Origin of the sequence: Nonomuraea cavernae, assembly GCF_040655715.1 — a bacterium.
GTDB lineage: Bacteria > Actinomycetota > Actinomycetes > Streptosporangiales > Streptosporangiaceae > Nonomuraea > Nonomuraea cavernae_A.
Genome location: NZ_JBFAKL010000003.1, coordinates 236,496 through 254,178 on the forward strand (window position 1 = coordinate 236,496; position 17,683 = coordinate 254,178).

At 71.9% G+C, this 17,683-nt stretch carries 17 protein-coding genes; 9 read left to right on the forward strand and 8 right to left on the reverse strand.

Annotation, left to right across the window (positions count from 1 at the left end):
- The first annotated feature begins 1 nt into the window (after position 1).
- Positions 2–760 (forward strand): SDR family NAD(P)-dependent oxidoreductase, encoded by a 759-nt coding sequence (locus AB0I38_RS06430; RefSeq protein ID WP_358462884.1) that lies wholly within the window; start codon positions 2–4, stop codon positions 758–760.
- A 59-nt stretch (positions 761–819) separates the two neighbouring features.
- Positions 820–1,182: a phosphomannose isomerase type II C-terminal cupin domain gene (locus AB0I38_RS06435; protein ID WP_358462887.1), complete on the forward strand. Its 363-nt coding sequence runs from the start codon at positions 820–822 to the stop codon at positions 1,180–1,182.
- Between the two features lie 111 nt (positions 1,183–1,293).
- Here the strand turns inward: AB0I38_RS06435 and AB0I38_RS06440 are convergent, their stop codons facing one another.
- The gene (locus tag AB0I38_RS06440; RefSeq protein ID WP_358462890.1) at positions 1,294–1,899 is read right to left on the reverse strand and encodes a TetR/AcrR family transcriptional regulator; all 606 of its coding nucleotides are present in this window, start codon (positions 1,897–1,899) and stop codon (positions 1,294–1,296) included.
- A gap of 111 nt (positions 1,900–2,010) precedes the next feature.
- Between AB0I38_RS06440 and AB0I38_RS06445 the strand changes: the two genes are divergently transcribed.
- The 6 genes from AB0I38_RS06445 to AB0I38_RS06470 all read left to right on the forward strand — a co-directional run bounded on the left by AB0I38_RS06445 (position 2,011) and on the right by AB0I38_RS06470 (position 10,960).
- Positions 2,011–2,844, forward strand: a complete 834-nt coding sequence (locus tag AB0I38_RS06445) for an SDR family oxidoreductase (RefSeq protein WP_358462893.1) — start codon at positions 2,011–2,013, stop codon at positions 2,842–2,844.
- Positions 2,845–2,954: 110 nt separating this feature from the next.
- Entirely contained in the window at positions 2,955–5,405 is a 2,451-nt protein-coding gene (locus AB0I38_RS06450; protein WP_358462896.1) for a GcvT family protein, read from the forward strand.
- Positions 5,402–6,604, forward strand: coding sequence for a sarcosine oxidase subunit beta family protein (locus AB0I38_RS06455; protein WP_358462899.1), 1,203 nt, complete (start codon positions 5,402–5,404; stop codon positions 6,602–6,604). The genes AB0I38_RS06450 and AB0I38_RS06455 overlap by 4 nt, the downstream gene beginning before the upstream one ends.
- Before the next feature lie 13 nt (positions 6,605–6,617).
- Positions 6,618–6,866, forward strand: a complete 249-nt coding sequence (locus tag AB0I38_RS06460; protein WP_358462902.1) for a sarcosine oxidase subunit delta — start codon at positions 6,618–6,620, stop codon at positions 6,864–6,866.
- Positions 6,863–10,228 (forward strand): 2Fe-2S iron-sulfur cluster-binding protein, encoded by a 3,366-nt coding sequence (locus tag AB0I38_RS06465; protein ID WP_358462904.1) that lies wholly within the window; start codon positions 6,863–6,865, stop codon positions 10,226–10,228. Before AB0I38_RS06460 ends, AB0I38_RS06465 begins: the two co-directional genes overlap by 4 nt.
- Positions 10,229–10,273: 45 nt before the next feature.
- Complete coding sequence (locus AB0I38_RS06470; RefSeq protein WP_358462907.1) at positions 10,274–10,960, forward strand: HNH endonuclease family protein; 687 nt, start codon at positions 10,274–10,276, stop codon at positions 10,958–10,960.
- 118 nt (positions 10,961–11,078) lie between these two features.
- Here AB0I38_RS06470 and AB0I38_RS06475 read toward each other — a convergent pair whose 3' ends face one another.
- Genes AB0I38_RS06475 through AB0I38_RS06485 form a run of 3 tightly spaced genes read right to left on the reverse strand, consistent with a single transcriptional unit; the run spans position 11,079 to position 13,389 of the window.
- Positions 11,079–11,438 carry a PepSY domain-containing protein gene (locus AB0I38_RS06475; protein WP_358462910.1) on the reverse strand — a complete coding sequence of 120 codons (360 nt, stop codon included), beginning with the start codon at positions 11,436–11,438 and terminating at the stop codon, positions 11,079–11,081.
- A 35-nt stretch (positions 11,439–11,473) separates the two neighbouring features.
- Entirely contained in the window at positions 11,474–12,712 is a 1,239-nt protein-coding gene (locus AB0I38_RS06480; protein ID WP_358462913.1) for a sensor histidine kinase, read from the reverse strand.
- Positions 12,709–13,389 carry a response regulator transcription factor gene (locus AB0I38_RS06485; protein ID WP_358462916.1) on the reverse strand — a complete coding sequence of 227 codons (681 nt, stop codon included), beginning with the start codon at positions 13,387–13,389 and terminating at the stop codon, positions 12,709–12,711. Before AB0I38_RS06485 ends, AB0I38_RS06480 begins: the two co-directional genes overlap by 4 nt.
- Before the next feature lie 93 nt (positions 13,390–13,482).
- On the opposite strand from AB0I38_RS06485, the gene AB0I38_RS06490 reads away from it, so the two are divergent.
- Entirely contained in the window at positions 13,483–13,998 is a 516-nt protein-coding gene (locus AB0I38_RS06490) for a hypothetical protein (RefSeq protein ID WP_358462919.1), read from the forward strand.
- Here the strand turns inward: AB0I38_RS06490 and AB0I38_RS06495 are convergent.
- The 4 genes from AB0I38_RS06495 to AB0I38_RS06510 all read right to left on the reverse strand — a co-directional run bounded on the left by AB0I38_RS06495 (position 13,982) and on the right by AB0I38_RS06510 (position 17,675).
- Positions 13,982–15,898: a hypothetical protein gene (locus AB0I38_RS06495; RefSeq protein WP_358462922.1), complete on the reverse strand. Its 1,917-nt coding sequence runs from the start codon at positions 15,896–15,898 to the stop codon at positions 13,982–13,984. The genes AB0I38_RS06490 and AB0I38_RS06495 overlap by 17 nt on opposite strands.
- Before the next feature lie 64 nt (positions 15,899–15,962).
- Positions 15,963–16,175, reverse strand: coding sequence for a DUF2277 domain-containing protein (locus tag AB0I38_RS06500; protein ID WP_358462924.1), 213 nt, complete (start codon positions 16,173–16,175; stop codon positions 15,963–15,965).
- A gap of 4 nt (positions 16,176–16,179) precedes the next feature.
- A complete protein-coding gene (locus tag AB0I38_RS06505) occupies positions 16,180–16,911 on the reverse strand; it encodes an IclR family transcriptional regulator (protein WP_358462927.1) in 732 nt (243 codons plus the stop codon).
- Positions 16,912–16,922: 11 nt separating this feature from the next.
- A complete protein-coding gene (locus AB0I38_RS06510; protein WP_358462930.1) occupies positions 16,923–17,675 on the reverse strand; it encodes an IclR family transcriptional regulator in 753 nt (250 codons plus the stop codon).
- Between the last annotated feature and the right edge of the window lie 8 nt (positions 17,676–17,683).

A 17,683-nucleotide genomic window follows, 5' to 3' on the forward strand; every position in this document is an offset into this window, starting at 1 on the left:
CATGCTGCGAAGCTTCAGTCTTGAGGGCAAGGTTGCCGTCGTCACCGGCGCGTCCTCCGGGCTGGGCGTGGCCTTCGCCCAAGGGCTGGCCGAGGCCGGCGCCGACGTGGTGATCGGCGCCCGGCGCCTCGACCGGCTCGCGGACACGCGGCGGCTGGTGGAGGAGGCCGGCCGCCGGTGCCTGGCCGTGCGCACCGACGTGACGCGGGTCGAAGACTGCGACGCGCTCGTGGCGGCGGCGGTCGCCGAGCTGGGCGCGGTCGACGTGCTGATCAACAACGCCGGCGTGGGGACCGCGGTGCCCGCCCTGCGGGAGACGCCGGAGGAGTTCCGGCAGGTGATCGACATCAACCTGTTCGGCACCTACTGGATGGCCCAGGCGTGCGCGCGGGTGATGCGGCCCGGATCGTCGATCGTCAACATCGGCAGCATCCTCGGCGAGACGACGGCGGGGCTGCCACAGGCGGCCTACAGCGCGTCGAAGGCCGCGGTGATCGGGCTGACCCGCGACCTGGCCCAGCAGTGGACGGGACGGCGCGGGATCCGGGTCAACTGCCTGGAGCCTGGCTTTTTCGAGTCCGAGATGACATCCCAGTACAAACAGGGCTACCTGGAGGAGCTGGTGGAGCGGCGGGTGCCGATGGGCCGGGCCGGCGACCCAGCCGAGCTCGTGGCGGCCGCCGTCTTTCTGGCGAGTGACGCCTCGTCGTACATCACCGGTGTGACGCTTCCCGTGGACGGCGGGATCCTGATCACCTGATAGCTTGCCCTCTTGGCCCGGACGTTTCGGGTTCGTCGGATCGTGATGCGGGAGGGACGATGCGGGAGAACGACAGGCTGGCCGCGGTGATCCGGGATGAGCGTCCGTGGGGCGGCTTCGAACGGTTCACGCTCAACGAGACGTCCACGGTGAAGATCATCGATGTCGCGCCCGGCCAGACGCTCAGCCTGCAGCGCCACGAGCACCGCGACGAGCTCTGGGTCGCTCTCGACGCGGGCTGCGTCTTCGAGGTCGACGGGCAGCGGCTGGAGCCCGAGGTGGGCGAGCGCATCCTCATTCGTCGCGGGCAGACCCACCGGCTCAGCTCCTCCGGTCCGGCCACCCGCATCCTGGAGATCGCCTTCGGGCACTTCGACGAGGACGACATCGAGCGCCTTGAGGACGCCTACGGCCGTTCCTGACGTTCAGCGATCGGATCGGCGGCCGATCGGCGATCGCATCGAACGGCGGATCGGCGGCGGATCGGGCCGGCGACCGGATCGGCGCAAGAGCCGGATCGGCGGAAGTGTGGATCAGCGGGCGTAAAGGCCGGTCAGGGCGGTTTTCACCACCGCGTCCGCGTAGTCCGACGTCAGCGGGCCGCTGCGATAGAGCCAGCGCCGGTGAACCGCCCCCCACAGCAGGTCGACGGCCACATCCAGGTCGAGGTCGGCAGGTAGCTGGCCGGCCTCCTGGGCCTTGCGCAGGCGAGCCTTCTTGAGCTCCTTCATGGGCTCCTCCAGCTGCTCGGCGTAGCGCGCGGCGAGCGCCGGGTCGGTCGCGATCTCGGTGTTGAGCGCGCGCATCGGCTCGTCGAACCGGGGGTCCGTAAGCTCGGCGACCGTGGCGCGGAGCACCTCCTTGAGATCGGCCTCCAGGTCGCCGGTGTCGGGGAGCGCCGCGTCGCCCTCCTGCCCCTCGGACAGCGACAGGAAGGCGTCGAACAGGACCGCGCCCTTGGACGGCCACCAGCGGTAGATCGTCTGCTTGCCGACCCCCGCGCGGGCGGCGATGCCCTCGATGCTGAGTCTGGCGTAGCCCACCTCACCCACCAGCTCGAACGCGGCCATGAGAATGGCCCGTCTGGACGCCTCGCTGCGTCGGGTGGCGTCGGGAGGTGTTCGTCGGCGGTCGGTCATGGGGGCAAAGTATCACGAGACGAGACGGTTCGGCTTGACAGCTCTTTGATAACGAGGCATAGTTCAGGACGCGAGACGAACCGTCTCGTCTATAGAGGGGAGGTGCAGGTCATGACCGCTGGACGTGTGTGGTTCGTCACCGGTGCCAGCCGCGGTCTGGGCAGGGCGTTCACCGAGGCGGCGCTCGGAGTCGGAGACCGGGTGGTGGGGCTCGCCCGTGACGTGGAGCCGCTCGCCGGGCTGGCCGGAGACCGGCTGCTCGCGTTGCCCGTGGACGTGACCGATCGCGACGCGGTGCTGGCCGCCGTGGAGGCCGCCGTCGAACGGTTCGGGCGGCTGGACATCGTGGTCAACAACGCCGGCACTCTGCACATGGGCATGATCGAGGAGTTCGGCGAGGCCGAGGCCCGGGCGCAGATGGAGACCAACTTCTTCGGCGCGTTGTGGGTGAGCCAGGCCGTGATGCCGCGGTTGCGGGAGCAGGGATCGGGTCATCTCGTGCAGGTCTCCAGCATCGGCGGTCTCGGCGGCTACCCGATGACGGGGATGTACAGCGCGAGCAAGTTCGCCCTGGAGGGGATGAGCGAGGCGCTGGCGATGGAGGCCGCGCCTTTCGGGGTGAAGGTCACGATCGTTCAGCCGGGTGGTTACTGGACCGATCTGTATACCCGCATGCGCTCCGCCGCGCCGCTCCCCGCCTACGACGGTCTCCGGGCCGAGTTGGAGAAGCAGTGGGCGGAGGGATCGGTCGACAGCGAGCCGCGACTGGCCGCCGAGGCGGTGCTCAAACTGGTGGACAGCGCCGACCCGCCGCTGCGGCTGCTGCTCGGGAGCATGGTGTACGACCTCGCGTTCGACCTGTCCCGGCGGCGGATGGCCATCTGGGAGGCGTGGGAGGCGGTGAGCCGGGCGGCCGAGCACGCCGTTCCGCAGCCCGGCTCGTGAAGCGCTCGCCGGGCGGCCAAGGTCCACACTCTTGTCCGGCGGTGTTCTGGGCTCTATGTTCGTTGCGTAGTCCGGTGTTTGTTGCGTAATAGGGAACAACCGGAGGGCGCATGGTGAGCCGGCCTCGTTTGGTGATCATTGGAGCCGGCATCGTGGGCTGTGCCCTGGCCGACGAGCTCACCGGGCGGGGGTGGACCGATGTCACCGTCGTCGACCAGGGGCCGCTCTTCGCCACCGGCGGGTCGAGCTCGCACGCCCCGGGCCTGGTCTTCCAGACGAACCCGTCCAAGACGATGACCGAGTTCGCCTCCTACACGGTGCGCAAGTACGCCGGCCTCAGCCTCGCCGGGCAGCCCTGTTTCGACCAGGTCGGCGGGCTGGAGGTGGCCACCACCCCCGAACGCTGGACCGACCTGCACCGCAAGGCGGGGTGGGCCGAGTCCTGGGGGGTCGACGGCGAGCTGGTCGACACCGAGCGGTGCCTGGAGCTCTGGCCGATGCTCGACCGGAGCCTGGTGCTGGGCGGCTTCCACGTGCCCAGCGACGGGCTGGCCGCCGCCCTCAGATGCGCCGAGGCGCAGGCCGGCAGGGCCGCGGAACGCGGGGCGCGGCTGCTGGCCGGGCACACCGTGGTCGGCGTCGAGCAGCGGGGCGGCCGGGTCACCGGGGTCGCGGTCGAGACCGGGGGCGTGAAGTACCGGGTCATTCCGGCCGACGTGGTCGTGTGCGCCGCCGGGTTCTGGGGGCCGTCCGTCGGGAGGATGGCCGGGCTCACCGTGCCGCTGTTGCCGCTGGCCCACCAGTACGCCAAGTCCGGGCCGCTGGCCGTACCCGAGGGGCCCATCCTGCGGCACCAGGATCGCGACCTGTACTTCCGCGGCCACGGCGACCGCGTCGGGATCGGGTCCTACGCGCACCGGCCGATGCCGGTCGGACAGCACGAGATCGGGCCGAAGGGCACCGTGATGCCGTCGGTGCAGGCGTTCACCGAGGAGGACTTCGAGCCGGCCTGGCGAGACGCCGTCGAGTTGCTCCCCGCGCTCGGCGAGTCCACCTACATCGATGGCATCAACGGGATCTTCTCCTTCACCCCCGACGGCTTCCCGCTCATCGGGGAGGCGCCGGAGCTGGACGGGTTCTGGCTGGCCGAGGCGGTCTGGGTGACGCACTCCGCGGGCGTCGCCAAGGCCGTGGCCGAACTGCTGGTCGATGGGTGTTCGAGCTTCGACCTGCATGAATGCGAGCTCAGCAGGTTCGAGAAGGTGCAGCTGGCCCCGGCCTTCGTCGAGGAGCGCGGCAGGCGGAACTTCGTCGAGGTCTACGACGTGATCCATCCGCTGCAGCCGATGGAGTCGCCGCGGCCGATGCGGACCAGCCCGTTCTATCAGCGCCAGACCGAGCTGGGCGCGGCCTTCCTGGAGGCCGCCGGATGGGAGCGGCCGCACTGGTTCGAGGCGAACGTCCCGGCGCTGGAGGATCTGGTCCGGCGGCGGCGAAGCGGCACGGAGGAGGCGCCGGAGGCGGCCGTCGAGCCGCTGCTCGGCCTGGCCCGGCGGGGGGAGTGGGCCAGAAGGTACTGGTCGCCGGTGGCCGCCGCCGAGTCGTACCTGACCAGGGAGAAGGTCGCCCTCTACGACATGACGCCGCTGAAGCGGATCGAGGTGCGCGGGCCCGGGGCGGTCTCGTTCCTGCAGCACCTGACCACCAACAACGTGGACAAGAAGCCCGGCTCGGTCACCTACTCGCTGCTGCTCGACTCCCGTGGCGGGGTCCGCTCCGACCTGACGGTGGCGCGGCTGGCGGAGGACCGCTTCCAGGTGGGCGCCAATGGCAATCTCGATCTCGACTGGCTGACCCGGCACGCGCCCCGCGACGTGCGGGTCCGCGACATCACCCCGGGCACCTGCTGCGTCGGCGTGTGGGGCCCGCTGGCCAGGGAGCTGGTCCAGCCGCTCACGGACATGGACCTGTCCCACGAGGGTTTCCGCTACTTCACCTGCGCGGAGGGGTACGTCGGGCAGGTGCCGGTGCTCGCGATGCGCGTGTCGTACGTGGGGGAGCTGGGCTGGGAGCTCTACACCACCGCCGACCTGGGTCTCAAGCTCTGGGACACGCTCTGGGCCACCGGCCTGCCGATCGCCGGGGGCAGGGCCGCGTTCAACAGCCTGCGCCTGGAGAAGGGCTACCGGCTCTGGGGCGTCGACATGACCCCCGAGCACAACCCGTACGAGGCGGGGCTGGCGTTCGCCGTCCGCGACGACAAGGACTTCCTGGGCCGGGACGCGCTGTCCACCGACATCACCCGCAAGCTCGTGCCGCTGCTCAGCACCGAGGTGGTCATGGGCAAGGAGCCGGTACGGCACGCGGGCCGTACGGTCGGATACGTCACGAGCGCCGCCTACGGGCACACGATCGGGCAGCCCATCGCGTACGCCTGGCTGCCGATCGAGCTGACCACCCCCGGCACACATGTCGATATTTCATACTTCGGGCGGCGAGTCCCCGCCGAGGTCGCCGCCGAACCGCTGTTCGACCCCAAGATGGAGAAGATCAGACGTTGACCCATCCCGACTTCCTCTGGCGCGACCCCGACCCCAAACCCTCCTACGACGTGGTCATCGTGGGCGGCGGCGGACACGGCCTGGCCACCGCCTACTACCTGGCGCGAAACCACGGCCTGACGAACGTGGCGGTGCTGGAGAAGGGCTGGCTGGCCGGCGGCAACATGGCCCGCAACACCACGATCATCCGCTCCAACTACCTGTGGGACGAGAGTGCCGCCATCTACGAGCACTCGCTCAAGCTGTGGGAGGGGCTGAGCGAGGAGCTCGACTACGACCTGCGATTCAGCCAGCGCGGCGTGCTCAACCTGGCCCACAGCCTGGGCGACGTGCGCGAGGGCAGGCGCCGGGTCAACGCCAACCGGCTGAACGGCGTCGACGCCGAGTGGCTCGACGCCGACGAGGTCAGGAAGTTCTGCCCGATCGTCAACGTGTCGTCCTCCGCCCGCTACCCGGTGATGGGCGCGACCCTGCAGCGGCGCGGCGGCATCGCCAAGCACGACCACGTGGCCTGGGCGCTGGCCCGCAAGGCCGACGCCTACGGCATCGACCTGATCCAGGGCTGCGAGGTGACCGGCTTCGACCTCGCGGACGGCCGGGTGCGGGCCGTGCGCACCTCGCGGGGCCGGATCGCGGCCGGGAAGGTCGCGCTGGCCTCCGCCGGGCACACCTCCGTGCTGGCCGAGCGGGCCGGGATCCCGTTGCCGCTGCAGTCGCACCCGTTGCAGGCGCTGGTGTCGGAGCTGCTGGAGCCGGTGCTCGACTGCGTGGTCATGTCCAACGCCGTGCACGTGTACGTGAGCCAGGCGCACAAGGGCGAACTGGTCATGGGCGCGGGCATCGACGCGTACAACTCCTACGGCCAGCGCGGCGCGTTCCACGTGATCGAGGCGCAGATGGCGGCGGCGCTGGAGCTGTTCCCGATCTTCAGCCGGGTGCGCGTGCTGCGGACCTGGGCCGGCATCGTGGACGTCTCGCCCGACGCCTCGCCGATCATCGGCCGCACTCCCGTCGAAGGGCTGTACGTCAACGCGGGCTGGGGCACCGGCGGCTTCAAGGCCACCCCGGGCTCCGGCTGGGTCTACGCGCACACGATCGCGCACGGCGAGCCCCATCCGCTCGCCGCGCCGTTCGCGCTCGAACGCTTCACCACGGGCGCGCTCATCGACGAGCACGGCGCGGCCGCCGTCGCGCACTGAGAGGGGAGCGCCGATGCTGCTGATCGACTGCCCGCACTGCGGGCCGCGCGACGAGAACGAGTTCCGGTACGGCGGCCAGGCCGGGGTCGCCTACCCCGAGCGGCCCGCGGAGCTGACCGACGACGAATGGGCCGGGTACGTGTTCCGCCGCGACAACCCCAAGGGCTGGTTCCACGAGCGCTGGTTCCACGCGCACGGCTGCCGCACCTGGTTCGCCGTCGAGCGGCACACCGTCACCCACGAGATCCGGAAGGCGCCATGACCCGTCTCCCTTCGGGCGGTCTGGTCGACCGCTCGGTCACGCTGTCGTTCCGCTTCGACGGCCGCGCGCTCCAGGGGCACCCCGGCGACACCCTCGCTTCGGCGCTGCTCGCCTGCGGGGTGCGCGTGGTGGGCCACAGCGTGGAGCTGGGACGACCGCGCGGCGTCTTCTCCGCCGGGGCCGAGGAGCCCAACGCGCTGGTCCGGGTGGGGGCCGATCCGATGGTGGCGGCCACCACGGTCGAGCTGTACGACGGGCTGGAGGCGTGGAGCCTGCGCGGCAAGGGCCGGGTGGACCCCGACGCGGCCGACGACCGGCGCTGCGACAAGGGCTACCTGCACTGCGACGTGCTGGTCGTCGGCGGCGGGCCCGCCGGGCTGGCCGCGGCGCTGGCGGCGGGCGAGACAGGCGCCCGGGTCATCCTGGTGGACGACCAGCCGCGGCTCGGCGGCGACCTGCTGAACAGTCGCGTGCGGCTCGACGGCGCCCGGGGCCTGGACTGGGCGGCGCTGGCGGGCGCGCGGCTGGCCGCGCTGCCCGAGGTCAGGGTCCTGACGCGGACGACCGCGATCGGCTACTACGACCACAACTACCTGGTGGCCGTCGAGCGGCGGCCCGGTGGCGAGCGGCTGTGGCACTTCCGGGCGCGCAGGGTGGTGCTGGCGACCGGCGCGCACGAGCGGTCGCTCGCGTTCCCGGGCAACGACCGGCCCGGCGTCATGCTCGCCTCCGCCGCCCGCGCCTACGCCAACCGGTACGGCGTGCGCCCCGGCCGCCGGGCCGTCGTCTTCGCCTGCGCCGACTCCGGGTACGAGACGGCCCACGACCTGGCCGCCGCCGGAGTGGAGGTCGCGGAGATCGTGGACCCGCGCGCCCCCGGCGGCGAGGTCGTCACCGGCACCACCGCCGACGCCGGCGGGCTGCTCGACGGCGTGTGGATCGGGTCGCGGCGGGTCGAGGCCGATCTGCTGGCCGTGGCGGGCGGCTGGAACCCCGCTGTGCACCTGTTCAGCCAGTCGCAGGGCACGCTCCGCTTCGACGAGGGGCTCCAGGCGTTCGTGCCTGACGTGTCGGCGCAGGCCGAACGATCGGCGGGCGCCTGCCGGGGCGGGTACGGCACGGCCGAGGCGATCGAGGACGGCTTCGCGGCCGGGGGCCAGGCCGCCGAGCAGGCGGGGTTCGGCCCTGTTGGCGTCCTGCGGGTGCCGGACACCGACGAGCGGGCGCTGCGGGCCCCGGCGGCGCTCTGGATGACCGGTCCCGGCGCGACCCAAGCCGGTGGCGGCGAGCCGGTCCGCGCCGAGCCGGTCGGCACCGAGCCCGTCCTCAGCGAGCCCGTCCTCAGCGAGCCCGTCCTCACCGAACCCGCGTTCGTGGATCTGCACCGCGACGTCACCGTGGCCGATCTGGCCAGGGCCACGGGGACCGGGATGCGCTCCGCCGAGCACGTCAAGCGCTTCACCACGGCGGGCACCGGAGCCGACCAGGGCAAGACCTCCGGGGCCGTGGTGACGGGCGTGATGTCCGCGCTGCTCGGGGTCGGGCCGGGGCAGGTGGGCGGCACGACGTACCGGCCGCCGTACACGCCGGTGTCGTTCGCGACCCTGGCCGGGCGCGACCGGGGGCCGCTGTCCGACCCGGTCAGGACGACCGCCATGCACGGCTCGCATCTGGCCAGAGGCGCGGTGTTCGAGGACGTCGGCCAGTGGAAGCGCCCATGGTACTTCCCCCGCGACGGAGAGGGCCCGCATGAGGCCGTGCGGCGGGAGTGCCACGCGGCCCGCACCGGGGTCGCCGCGATGGACGCCTCCACGCTCGGCAAGATCGACATCAGAGGCGGCGACGCGGGGGAGTTCCTCGACCGGATCTACACCAATATGTACTCCACGCTCGCCGTCGGAGCCTGCCGCTACGGGGTGATGTGCGGCGCCGACGGGATGGTCTTCGACGACGGCACCACGAGCCGGCTCGGCGACGACCACTACCTGATGACCACCACGACGGGCAACGCGGCCGCCGTGCTCGACTGGCTGGAGGAGTGGCACCAGACCGAGTGGCCCGCGCTCGACGTCTCCTTCACCTCGGTGACCGACCACTGGGCGACGGTCGCGGTCGTGGGGCCGGGAGCCCGCGAGGTGCTCTCCGTGATCGCGCCGGACGCCGCCGGGCTGGCGTTCATGAGGCACACGGCCGCCGAGGTGCTCGGGGTCGAGGGGCGGGTGTTCAGGATCAGCTTTTCGGGCGAGCTCGCGTACGAGGTCAACGTGCCCTCCTGGTACGGTCGGAGCCTCTGGGAGGCCGTTCTCGGCCTGGGCGCGGTGCCGTACGGGACCGAGACCATGCACGTGCTGCGGGCCGAGAAGGGGTTCGCCATCGTCGGCCAGGAGACCGACGGGACCGTCACCCCGCAGGACCTGGGCCTGTCCTGGCTGGTGTCGAAACGCAAGCCGGACTACGTGGGCAGGCGCTCGCACGCGCGGCCGGACACCTCGCGCGACGGTCGCAAGCGGCTCGTCGGGCTGCTCGCCGACGACCCGGCGGCGTACGTAGAGGAGGGCGCGCAGCTGGTGGCCGCGCCCGGCGACCGGGTCATGCTCGGCCACGTGACCTCCGGCTACACCAGTGTGGCGCTCGGCCGGACGTTCGGCCTGGCCATGGTCCGCGACGTCACGACCGGCGACCGGCTCACGGCCGTCTCCGGCGAGGCGGCCGTTCCCGTGACGGTGGTGGAGCCCGTCTTCCACGACCCGGAGAACACCCGCCGCGACGGCGACCCGGATCCCACCACGCTTCCGGATGTGCCGCCGGACGCTTCGCCTGGTGTGGGGCCGGGCCGTTCCGGGGAGGCCGTGTGTCCCGCGCTGAGCCCGGCGGCCGGGTTCGCGGAGCGCTTCGCGGCGGCGAGCGGCGAGCGGGTGCGGCTGCGCGAGACGCCGTTCACGCCGATGTGGGAGGCGCGTGGCACCGATCCCGGCACGGGCCAGAGCATGGCGCCCGGTGCTGGCCCGGGTGAGGGTTCCGATACGGGGGCGACGTCGTATCGGGCGCTTCGGCTGGGGCCCGCGTGGTGGCTGGTGGTGGGCGGGCAGGACGGGCGGCCGGGGTGGGTGGACGTGTCCGCCCAGCGGACCGTGCTGGAGCTCGACGGACCGGGCGCGCTGGACGTGCTGATCACCGGCTGCCCGATCGACCTGCATCCCTCGGTGTTCACCGGGCACGCTCAGACGCTGCTCGGCCAGGCTCCGGTCATCCTGGAGCGGACGGCCTCCGGCTACCGCGTCTACGTGCGCGCGTCGTTCACCGGGTACGTGGCCGAATGGCTCCTCGATGCCATAGCGGGAAATCTGGTGATTTTGGGGTAATAGCTCTACCTAGACTTTACGAAAACTATAAGTCTGGGAGACAGTGTGCGGTTTCGTGTTGGATTGGCCGGATTAGCTGCTGCGGCGTTGCTCACCGGATGCGGGGAACTGGACGCGGGGATCGATGCCGGCACCGGCTCCGCGGCCGACTCGAAGGGCTCCCACTCCAAGGGCGACATCACCGACGCCCTCAAGAAGCTGGACAAGCTCGCCGTCAAAGGCCGTGCCCCGCGCACCGGGTTCGAACGCGAGAAGTTCGGCCCCGCCTGGGCGGACGTCGACCGCAACGGCTGCGACACCCGCAACGACATCCTCAAGCGCGACCTGACCGACGAGACCTTCAAGTCCGGCACCCATGACTGCATCGTGCTCACCGGCACCCTGAAGGATCCGTACAGCGGCAAGACCATCTCCTTCAAGCGCGGTCAGGACACCAGCACGGCGGTCCAGATCGACCACCTGATCCCGCTCTCGGACGCCTGGCAGAAGGGCGCCCAGCAGTGGACGACCACCAAGCGCAAGGAGTTCGCCAACGACCCGCTCAATCTGCTCGCGGTCGACGGCCCGCTGAACGGCCAGAAGAGCGACTCCGACGCGGCGACCTGGCTGCCACCGCGCAAGGCGTACCGGTGCGCGTACATCGCCCGTCAGGTCGACGTGAAAGCGAAGTACGACGTCTGGGTCACCTCGGCCGAGAAGACCGCGATGAAGGACATCCTGGACGCCTGCTGACACAGCCCGGATCGCGCCGGGGAACCGGCGCGATCCGGGCTGGTCCGTCGAGGGCGGGACGCCAGGTCGCCGAGCCGGACGGAGTCTCCGCCGCTCGGCCTTCGACGTCTCACGGTGGTCAGTCGTCGTCGGAGTCGTTCGAGTCGTCCGAGTCGTCGGAGGCGGTCACCTTCGCCGTCTCGTGCTTGAGCACCTTCCCGCTCGCCGCGTCGAGGTCGAACTCGTGCTCCACGTCACCCTTGATCAGGTCGACCTCCCACACCTCCGTCTTGGCGTCGTCCCGGTCGAGGGACACGTCGTCGATCCACCCGCCGGGCACCTCCTTATGGGCGATCTCGATGGCCTGTTCGGCGGTGACCTTGGGGGCGACGGGCGGGGCGGCGTCGGACGTGGCGGCGACGGCGACCGCCGTGCTGCCACCCGCGATGAGGAAGACGATTCCGGTACCTACTGCGATGACTCTGTTTGTGATCCGCATGGCCCCACCTCATCGTGATCGCCGGTAAGAGCGCGCTAAGCACCGGTTAACACCACGTCCACGACCGCCCCGCCCTTGGCGGCGTACGACACGGACAGCGATCCGCCCGAGGACTCGGCCGCGCGGCGGGCGATGTCGAGCCCGAGACCGGTCGAGCCGCCCGTGCTGTCACCCCGCCTGGCCAGGGCGGGATCGAAACCCGGCCCCCGGTCGCTCACGGTCAGCACGGCGCCCGAGTCACGCGGGGCCAGCCGCACGGCGAACGGCACGCCCTCGGGGGTGTGCGCGAAGACGTTGCCCAGCAGCGCGTCCACGCAGGCCGCGAGGTCGGCCGCGCCCAGGGCCACGGGCAGCTCCGAGTCCGGCAGCCTCACCTCCACCTCGCGTCCCTGGTCCTCGGCCAGCACCGACCAGAAACGCACCCGCTCCCGCACCACCGCCGTCGCGTCGCAGCTCTCCCGCCCGGCCGAACGACGCCGGGCGTCGGTGATGACGGTGCTCACGGCCCGTTCCAGCGCGTCGACCCGGGCCGCGAGCCTGGCCGCCTCCTCCGGGTCGCGCAGCGCCTCAGCGTCCAGCCGCAGGGCCGTCAGCGGGGTGCGCAGCCGGTGCGACAGGTCGGCCACCGACTCCCGCTCGGCCGCCAGCAGGTCGTCGATGCGGCTGGCCAGGTGATTGAGGGCCAGGGCCACCGACCGGACCTCGGGCGGCCCGCCCGGCTCGGCCCGCGCGGCCAGGTCGCCGCCCGCCAGCCGGTGCGAGACGCGGGCCAGCCCGTCGATTGGCCTCGTCACGGCCAGCGCCAGCCGGTCGGCCAGCACGATGCCGAGCAGGACCAGCGCCAGCCCCAGGACCAGCAGCGCCGCCCAGGCCTCGCGGACGCCCCGCGTCAGCTCGGCGTCGCTCACGAAGACCCTGATCACCGCCGTGCCCTCGGGGGACTGGGCGGACGACAGCACCTCCCTGCCGCCGGGCGCCTCCGCGGTGACGCTGCGGCCGGTCGCGGCCAGGCGTACCGCGGCGGACCGGGCAGCGGCGACGCCCAGGATCCGCCCGTCCGGGAGGAACACCGTCACCGGCCGCGGCACCTGCTCGACAGCCAGCGCCAGATCGGGCGTGCCGACGGCGACGCTCACCGACTCGGCGGCGGCGGTGGCGCGGTTCATCGCGCCGTTCTCCGCCACGGACCGGATCAGCAGCGCCATCGGCACCAGCAGCGCGATCAGCACCAGCGAGGTGGTGGCCGCCACCAGCAGCGCCAGCCAGCGCCTCATGACGGCTCGGCCAGTTTGACCCCGACCCCGCGCACGGTGTGCAGGTAGCGGGGGTCCGCTGCGGTCTCGCCCAGCTTCCTGCGCAGCCACGACAGGTGCACGTCGACCGTCTTGTCCGCGCCGCCGTAGGGGAGCTGCCACACCTCCGTGAGCAGTTGCCGCTTGCTCACCACCTCGCCGGGCCGGGCGGCCAGGTAGTGCAGCACGTCGAACTCACGCGGCGTCAGATCCAGCTCCTGCCCGTCGAGCGTGGCCGACCTGGCCCGCGGGTCGACGCGCAGCCCGCCCACGAGCAGCGGCTCGGTCGTAGGTTCCGCTCCCGCGCGCCGCAGTACGGCCCTGATCCGCGCGTCCAGCTGCGCCGCGCTGTACGGCTTGACGACGTAGTCGTCGGCCCCCGCGTCGAGCACCGGCACCATCTCGGAGTCGCCTTCCCGGGCCGTCGCGACGATCACCGGCACCCGGCTCACCGCGCGCAGCATGCGCAGCAGGTCCACGCCGTCGAGGTCGGGCAGCCCGAGGTCGAGCACGACCAGGTCGGGCCGGTCGTCGACGGCCAGCCGCAGCCCCTCGAACGCCGTGGGGGCGGAGGAGACGGCATGGCCGAGCTCCTGCAGGCCGCGGCTCAGCGCGCTGCGGATCGCCACGTCGTCCTCGATGAGCAGGATGTCAGCCATATGGGGAAACCGTAGACGGTGAAACATCATGCGGGGACCGCTCTTAGCGTCGCCTTAACCAGGCATTAGCAGCAGATGGTGGAAACTGGCGCAGTGAAGCGACTCGTGCTGGCCTGGGTGGTCACGGCGGTGGCCGCCACCGGCGCGGCCGTGGCGGTGCTCGGCCTGCTCGGCAGTGCCCTCACCGGCTCGTCCGGCCGTGTGCTGAGCCAGGGCGAGATCCGCGCCGCGCTCTCCTCCGTCACCCCGCGCCCGGGTGCGCCGTCCACCACGCCTCCGACCAGGCCCCCGACCACGCCGTCCACCAGGCCGTCCACCACGCCATCGACCGCGCCGTCCGCGACCCCGTCGGTCACGCCGCCCGAGGCCGGCTCACCCCCCGCGCCCCGCGAGGAGCTGATCCGTACGCCCGGTGGCACGGTCATCGCCTCGTGCCAGGACGGTCAGGTGACGCTGCGGTCGTGGAGCCCGGCCCAGGGCTACTCCGTCGACGGCGTCGAGCCCGGCCCCCGCCACGAGGCCACGGTGGAGTTCGAGCCCGACGAAGGGGAGGACGTCGAGGTGACCATCGGCTGCTCGGCCGGCCGGCCGGTCATGCTTCAGCGCTGAGCGCCGCCTTCGTCAGCTCGGCCTGCCGCCGGATCTGCCCCATCACGATGGGGTTGATGCCCTTGGCCGCGAACATGGACACCATCTCGTCCAGCACCGAGTTGGCCCGGCCCAGGTCGCCCTGCCTGGCCTCGGCTCTGGCCAGCCGGCGCATCACCATGTTCAGGGTGATGTTGTCGATGTTCGCGTCGCGGGCCACCGAGGTCAGCTGCTCGATGCCCTGCTTGGGGTCCGGTGGCCGGATCCGCAGCCGCTTGCCCGCGGTGAGCGCCTTGAACTCCCGCTCGGCGTTCAGGCCCTTGACCATGCGGGCGTAGACGGCCAGGGGATGCCCGCCGTACCTGTCGACCAGCTCGTCCAGCGCCTCGTTGCCGGCGCGCAGCGACGACGAGTCGGAGCCGAGCAGCGAGAACAGCTTGCCCTGCTCCTCGCCCAGCATCAGCTCCGCCACCCGGTGGTCGTCGCCGCTGACCGGGTAGCGCACCTTGACCAGGCAGGAGGGCGACACGATGCGCGAGCCGTCGGCGGCGATGTACTGCCCGCGGACGTGGTACTCGCCGGGCTGCTGGAAATAGTGGCCGTCGCGCCCGTGCCCGATGTAGGCGCTCCGGTACATGGCCGGGTTGCCCTCGTCGAGCCGCACCTCGTTGGACGAGTCGACGCAGTGCCGCATCATCGGCCGGTAGAGCAGAGTCCGGCCGTCGGGCCGGGTGACGCAGATCTGGGTGAACTCGGTGTCGGGATGCAGGTGGCTGTGCGTGGTGCGCGCCTCGCCGCCCGTGCCCGACAGCTTGAGCTCCACCACGACCGGCTCGCCGAAGCCGAACGCCTCCTTGGCCCGCACCTCCAGCCGCAGCCCGGAACGGTCCTCGACGGGCTGCTCGAAGGGCGTGATCTCGGCCGCGCCGGTGCCGAACGCGTTGGCGCCCATCGCCACGTCGCGGTAGAACCCGTGGCGCAGGTGCACCAGCTCGGGATCGGTGAACTGGAACGGGAACGCCGACCAATAGCCGATCTCGCCGCCGGGCCGGTAGTTCTGCACGTAGTTCATCCACGACAGGTCGCCGAAGCCGCCGCTGGGGCCGAGCGGCTGGGGCGGCGTGGCGAGGTTCTTCTGCCACGAGTGCAGCAGGTTGAACGCGTGCCCCAGCTCGTGCACGTACGTGCGCAGCTGCGCCCGCTGCGCCTGCGGCGAGCCGCCCTTGATGGCGTCGTAGAACACCGCGGACCCCTGCCGCTGGTGGGCGTCGTTGTAGTCGAACATGATGCCCCGGTAGCCGCCCACGTGCCTGCTGGCCACCAGCAGCCACACCCGCCAGGCCACGGCGTCGCCGAACCCGCTGAACTGCTGCGTCATCGCGTGGTGCAGCTCGGCGTCGTCCCACGCCAGGTCGGCGCCCGACCCGTCGACCGGGATCACCCCCGGCTGGGCCACGGTCAGCCGGAGCCCGGCCTCCGCGAACGCCTCGACGACGCCGAGATCGCGGGCCGCGGTGCCCGGCGGGCAGGGCAGCGCCCCGGTGTTGTAGGCGGTGAACGGCTCGGTTCCTGTCACCGAGTCCTGTTCCAGCAGCACGCTGCGGAAGTACGGCGAGTCGTAGGACACCGGGTAGGACCGCCCGGCGACCACGGCCCGGCCGGTGCCGTGGCTGATCGTCACGCTGACGTCCCTGACCGGCGCGTCGAAGGTGAAGACGCCCCGTCCCTCGATCCGCGCCTCGTCACCCTCGGCCCGTACGGCCACGGCGTTGACCACGAACGAGCCGACGTACGCGGTGGTCGAGCCTGACACGGAGAACACGTCGCCGCTGACCCGGCCGGTCGGGCGCATGCCGTCCACATCGATCCGGAGCTCCAGGCGCGCGTCGCCGTCCTGACCCTGATACAGCCCGCTGATCATGGGGAGCTCCCTGGAAATCGATGTGGGGGTACATCGGGGAGACTTATCCCGGCGGTCGGCTCTGTCAACGGCCTCCGCGAACATGCAACGCCTCGAGCAACTCCTCGGACGCCTTGGTGATCGTCTCCACCGCCCGGTCGAACGCCTCCGCGTTGTGCGAGGCGGGCGCGCGGAACCCGGAGATCTTGCGGACGTACTGCAGGGCGGCCGCCCGGATGTCGTCTTCGGTGACGTCCTCGGTGTAGGGCGGGCGCAGGGTCTTGATGCTTCTGCACATGCCCCTAACGGTAGTGGCCGAGCTGCCGTCCGATCTCCCGCGCGCCCTCGGCCAGCAGCTCGCCCACCTCCGGCAGCCGCTCCGGCGTGAGCCGGTAGGACGGCCCCGAGGCGCTCACGGCGGCCACCACCGAGCCGTCACCGCCCACGATCGGCGCGGCGACCGCGTTCAGCCCGACCTCCAGCTCCTCGATCGTGCACGCCCAGCCGCGCCGCCTGATCAGGTCGAGCTCCAGCCGGTCGGCGTCGATGACGGTCGCGGGGGTGTAGCGCTCAAGCCGGGGCGGCAGCGGCAGCGTCCCGAACGCCAGCAGCACCTTGCCGCTCGACGTCGCGTGGGAGGGGGTGCGCTGCCCGACCCAGTTGTGACCGCTGATCGCCGAGGGGCCGCGCACCTGGGTGATGTTGACCGTGTCACCGTCCTGCGGCACCGCGATGTTGACCGTCTCACCGACCGCCTCGGCCAGCCGCAGGCACACCGGCCTGCTCGCCCGCGACAGGTCGAGCTGGGCCGTGGCCGCGCCCGCCAGGCGCACCACGCCGAACCCGAGCCGGTAGCGCCCGCGTGAGCCGTTCTGCTCCACCAGCCCGCCCTGCTCCAGCGCGGCGAGCAGCCGGGACGCCGTGGACTTGTGCACGTCGAGCTCGACCGCGAGATCGGTCACCCGCGTCGAACCCTCCCGGGCCAGGATCTCCAGGATCGTGATCGCCCGGTCGACTGACTGAACGGAGGTCATGGCGCACCACACTAATCCGCGGCGGGCGCCGGGCTGAGCTCGGCGCCGAAGTCGCGCGCGATGCCCCGCAGGCGCTCGGCCAGCTCGTCGCGGTCCAGCGCGTCGATGCGCTCGGCCGGTCCCGACACCGACATCGCGGCCACCACCCGGTCACCGCCGCGCACCGGCACCGCCAGGCAGTGCACGCCCAACTCCTCCTCGCCCAGGTCCATCGCGTAGCCACGGTCCCGGACCAGGTCCAGCTCGGCCAGCATGGCGGGCACCTCGGTGATCGTGTTGGGGGTGCGGCGCGGCATCCCGGTGCGCCCCAGCAGCGTGACGGCCTCCTCGGCGCTCCGGCCGGCGAGCAGCACCTTGCCCACGGCCGTGCTGTGCGGCAGCACCCTACGGCCCACCTCGGCGAACATCCGCAGCCTGCGCGGCGACTGGGCCTGCGCCACGTACACGATGAAGTCGCCCTCCAGCACCGCCAGGTTCGCCGTCTCGCCCGACAGCTCCACCATCCTGGTCAGGTACGGCTGCGCCCACTCGCCGACCATGCCCTCGGCGATGCCGCCCAGCCGCACCAGGCCGCCGCCCAGCGCGTAGCGGCGGTCGGCGTCCTGGCGCACGTAGCCTCGGGTGAGCAGGGTCTGCAACAGCCGGTGGATCGTCCCGTACGGCAGGCCGGTCCTGGCGGCGATCTCCGACAGCCCCGCCTCGCCGCCGTGTTCGGCCAGCGCCTCCAGCACGTCGAGCGCCCGCTCGACCGACTGCACGCTCACGCGGTCAC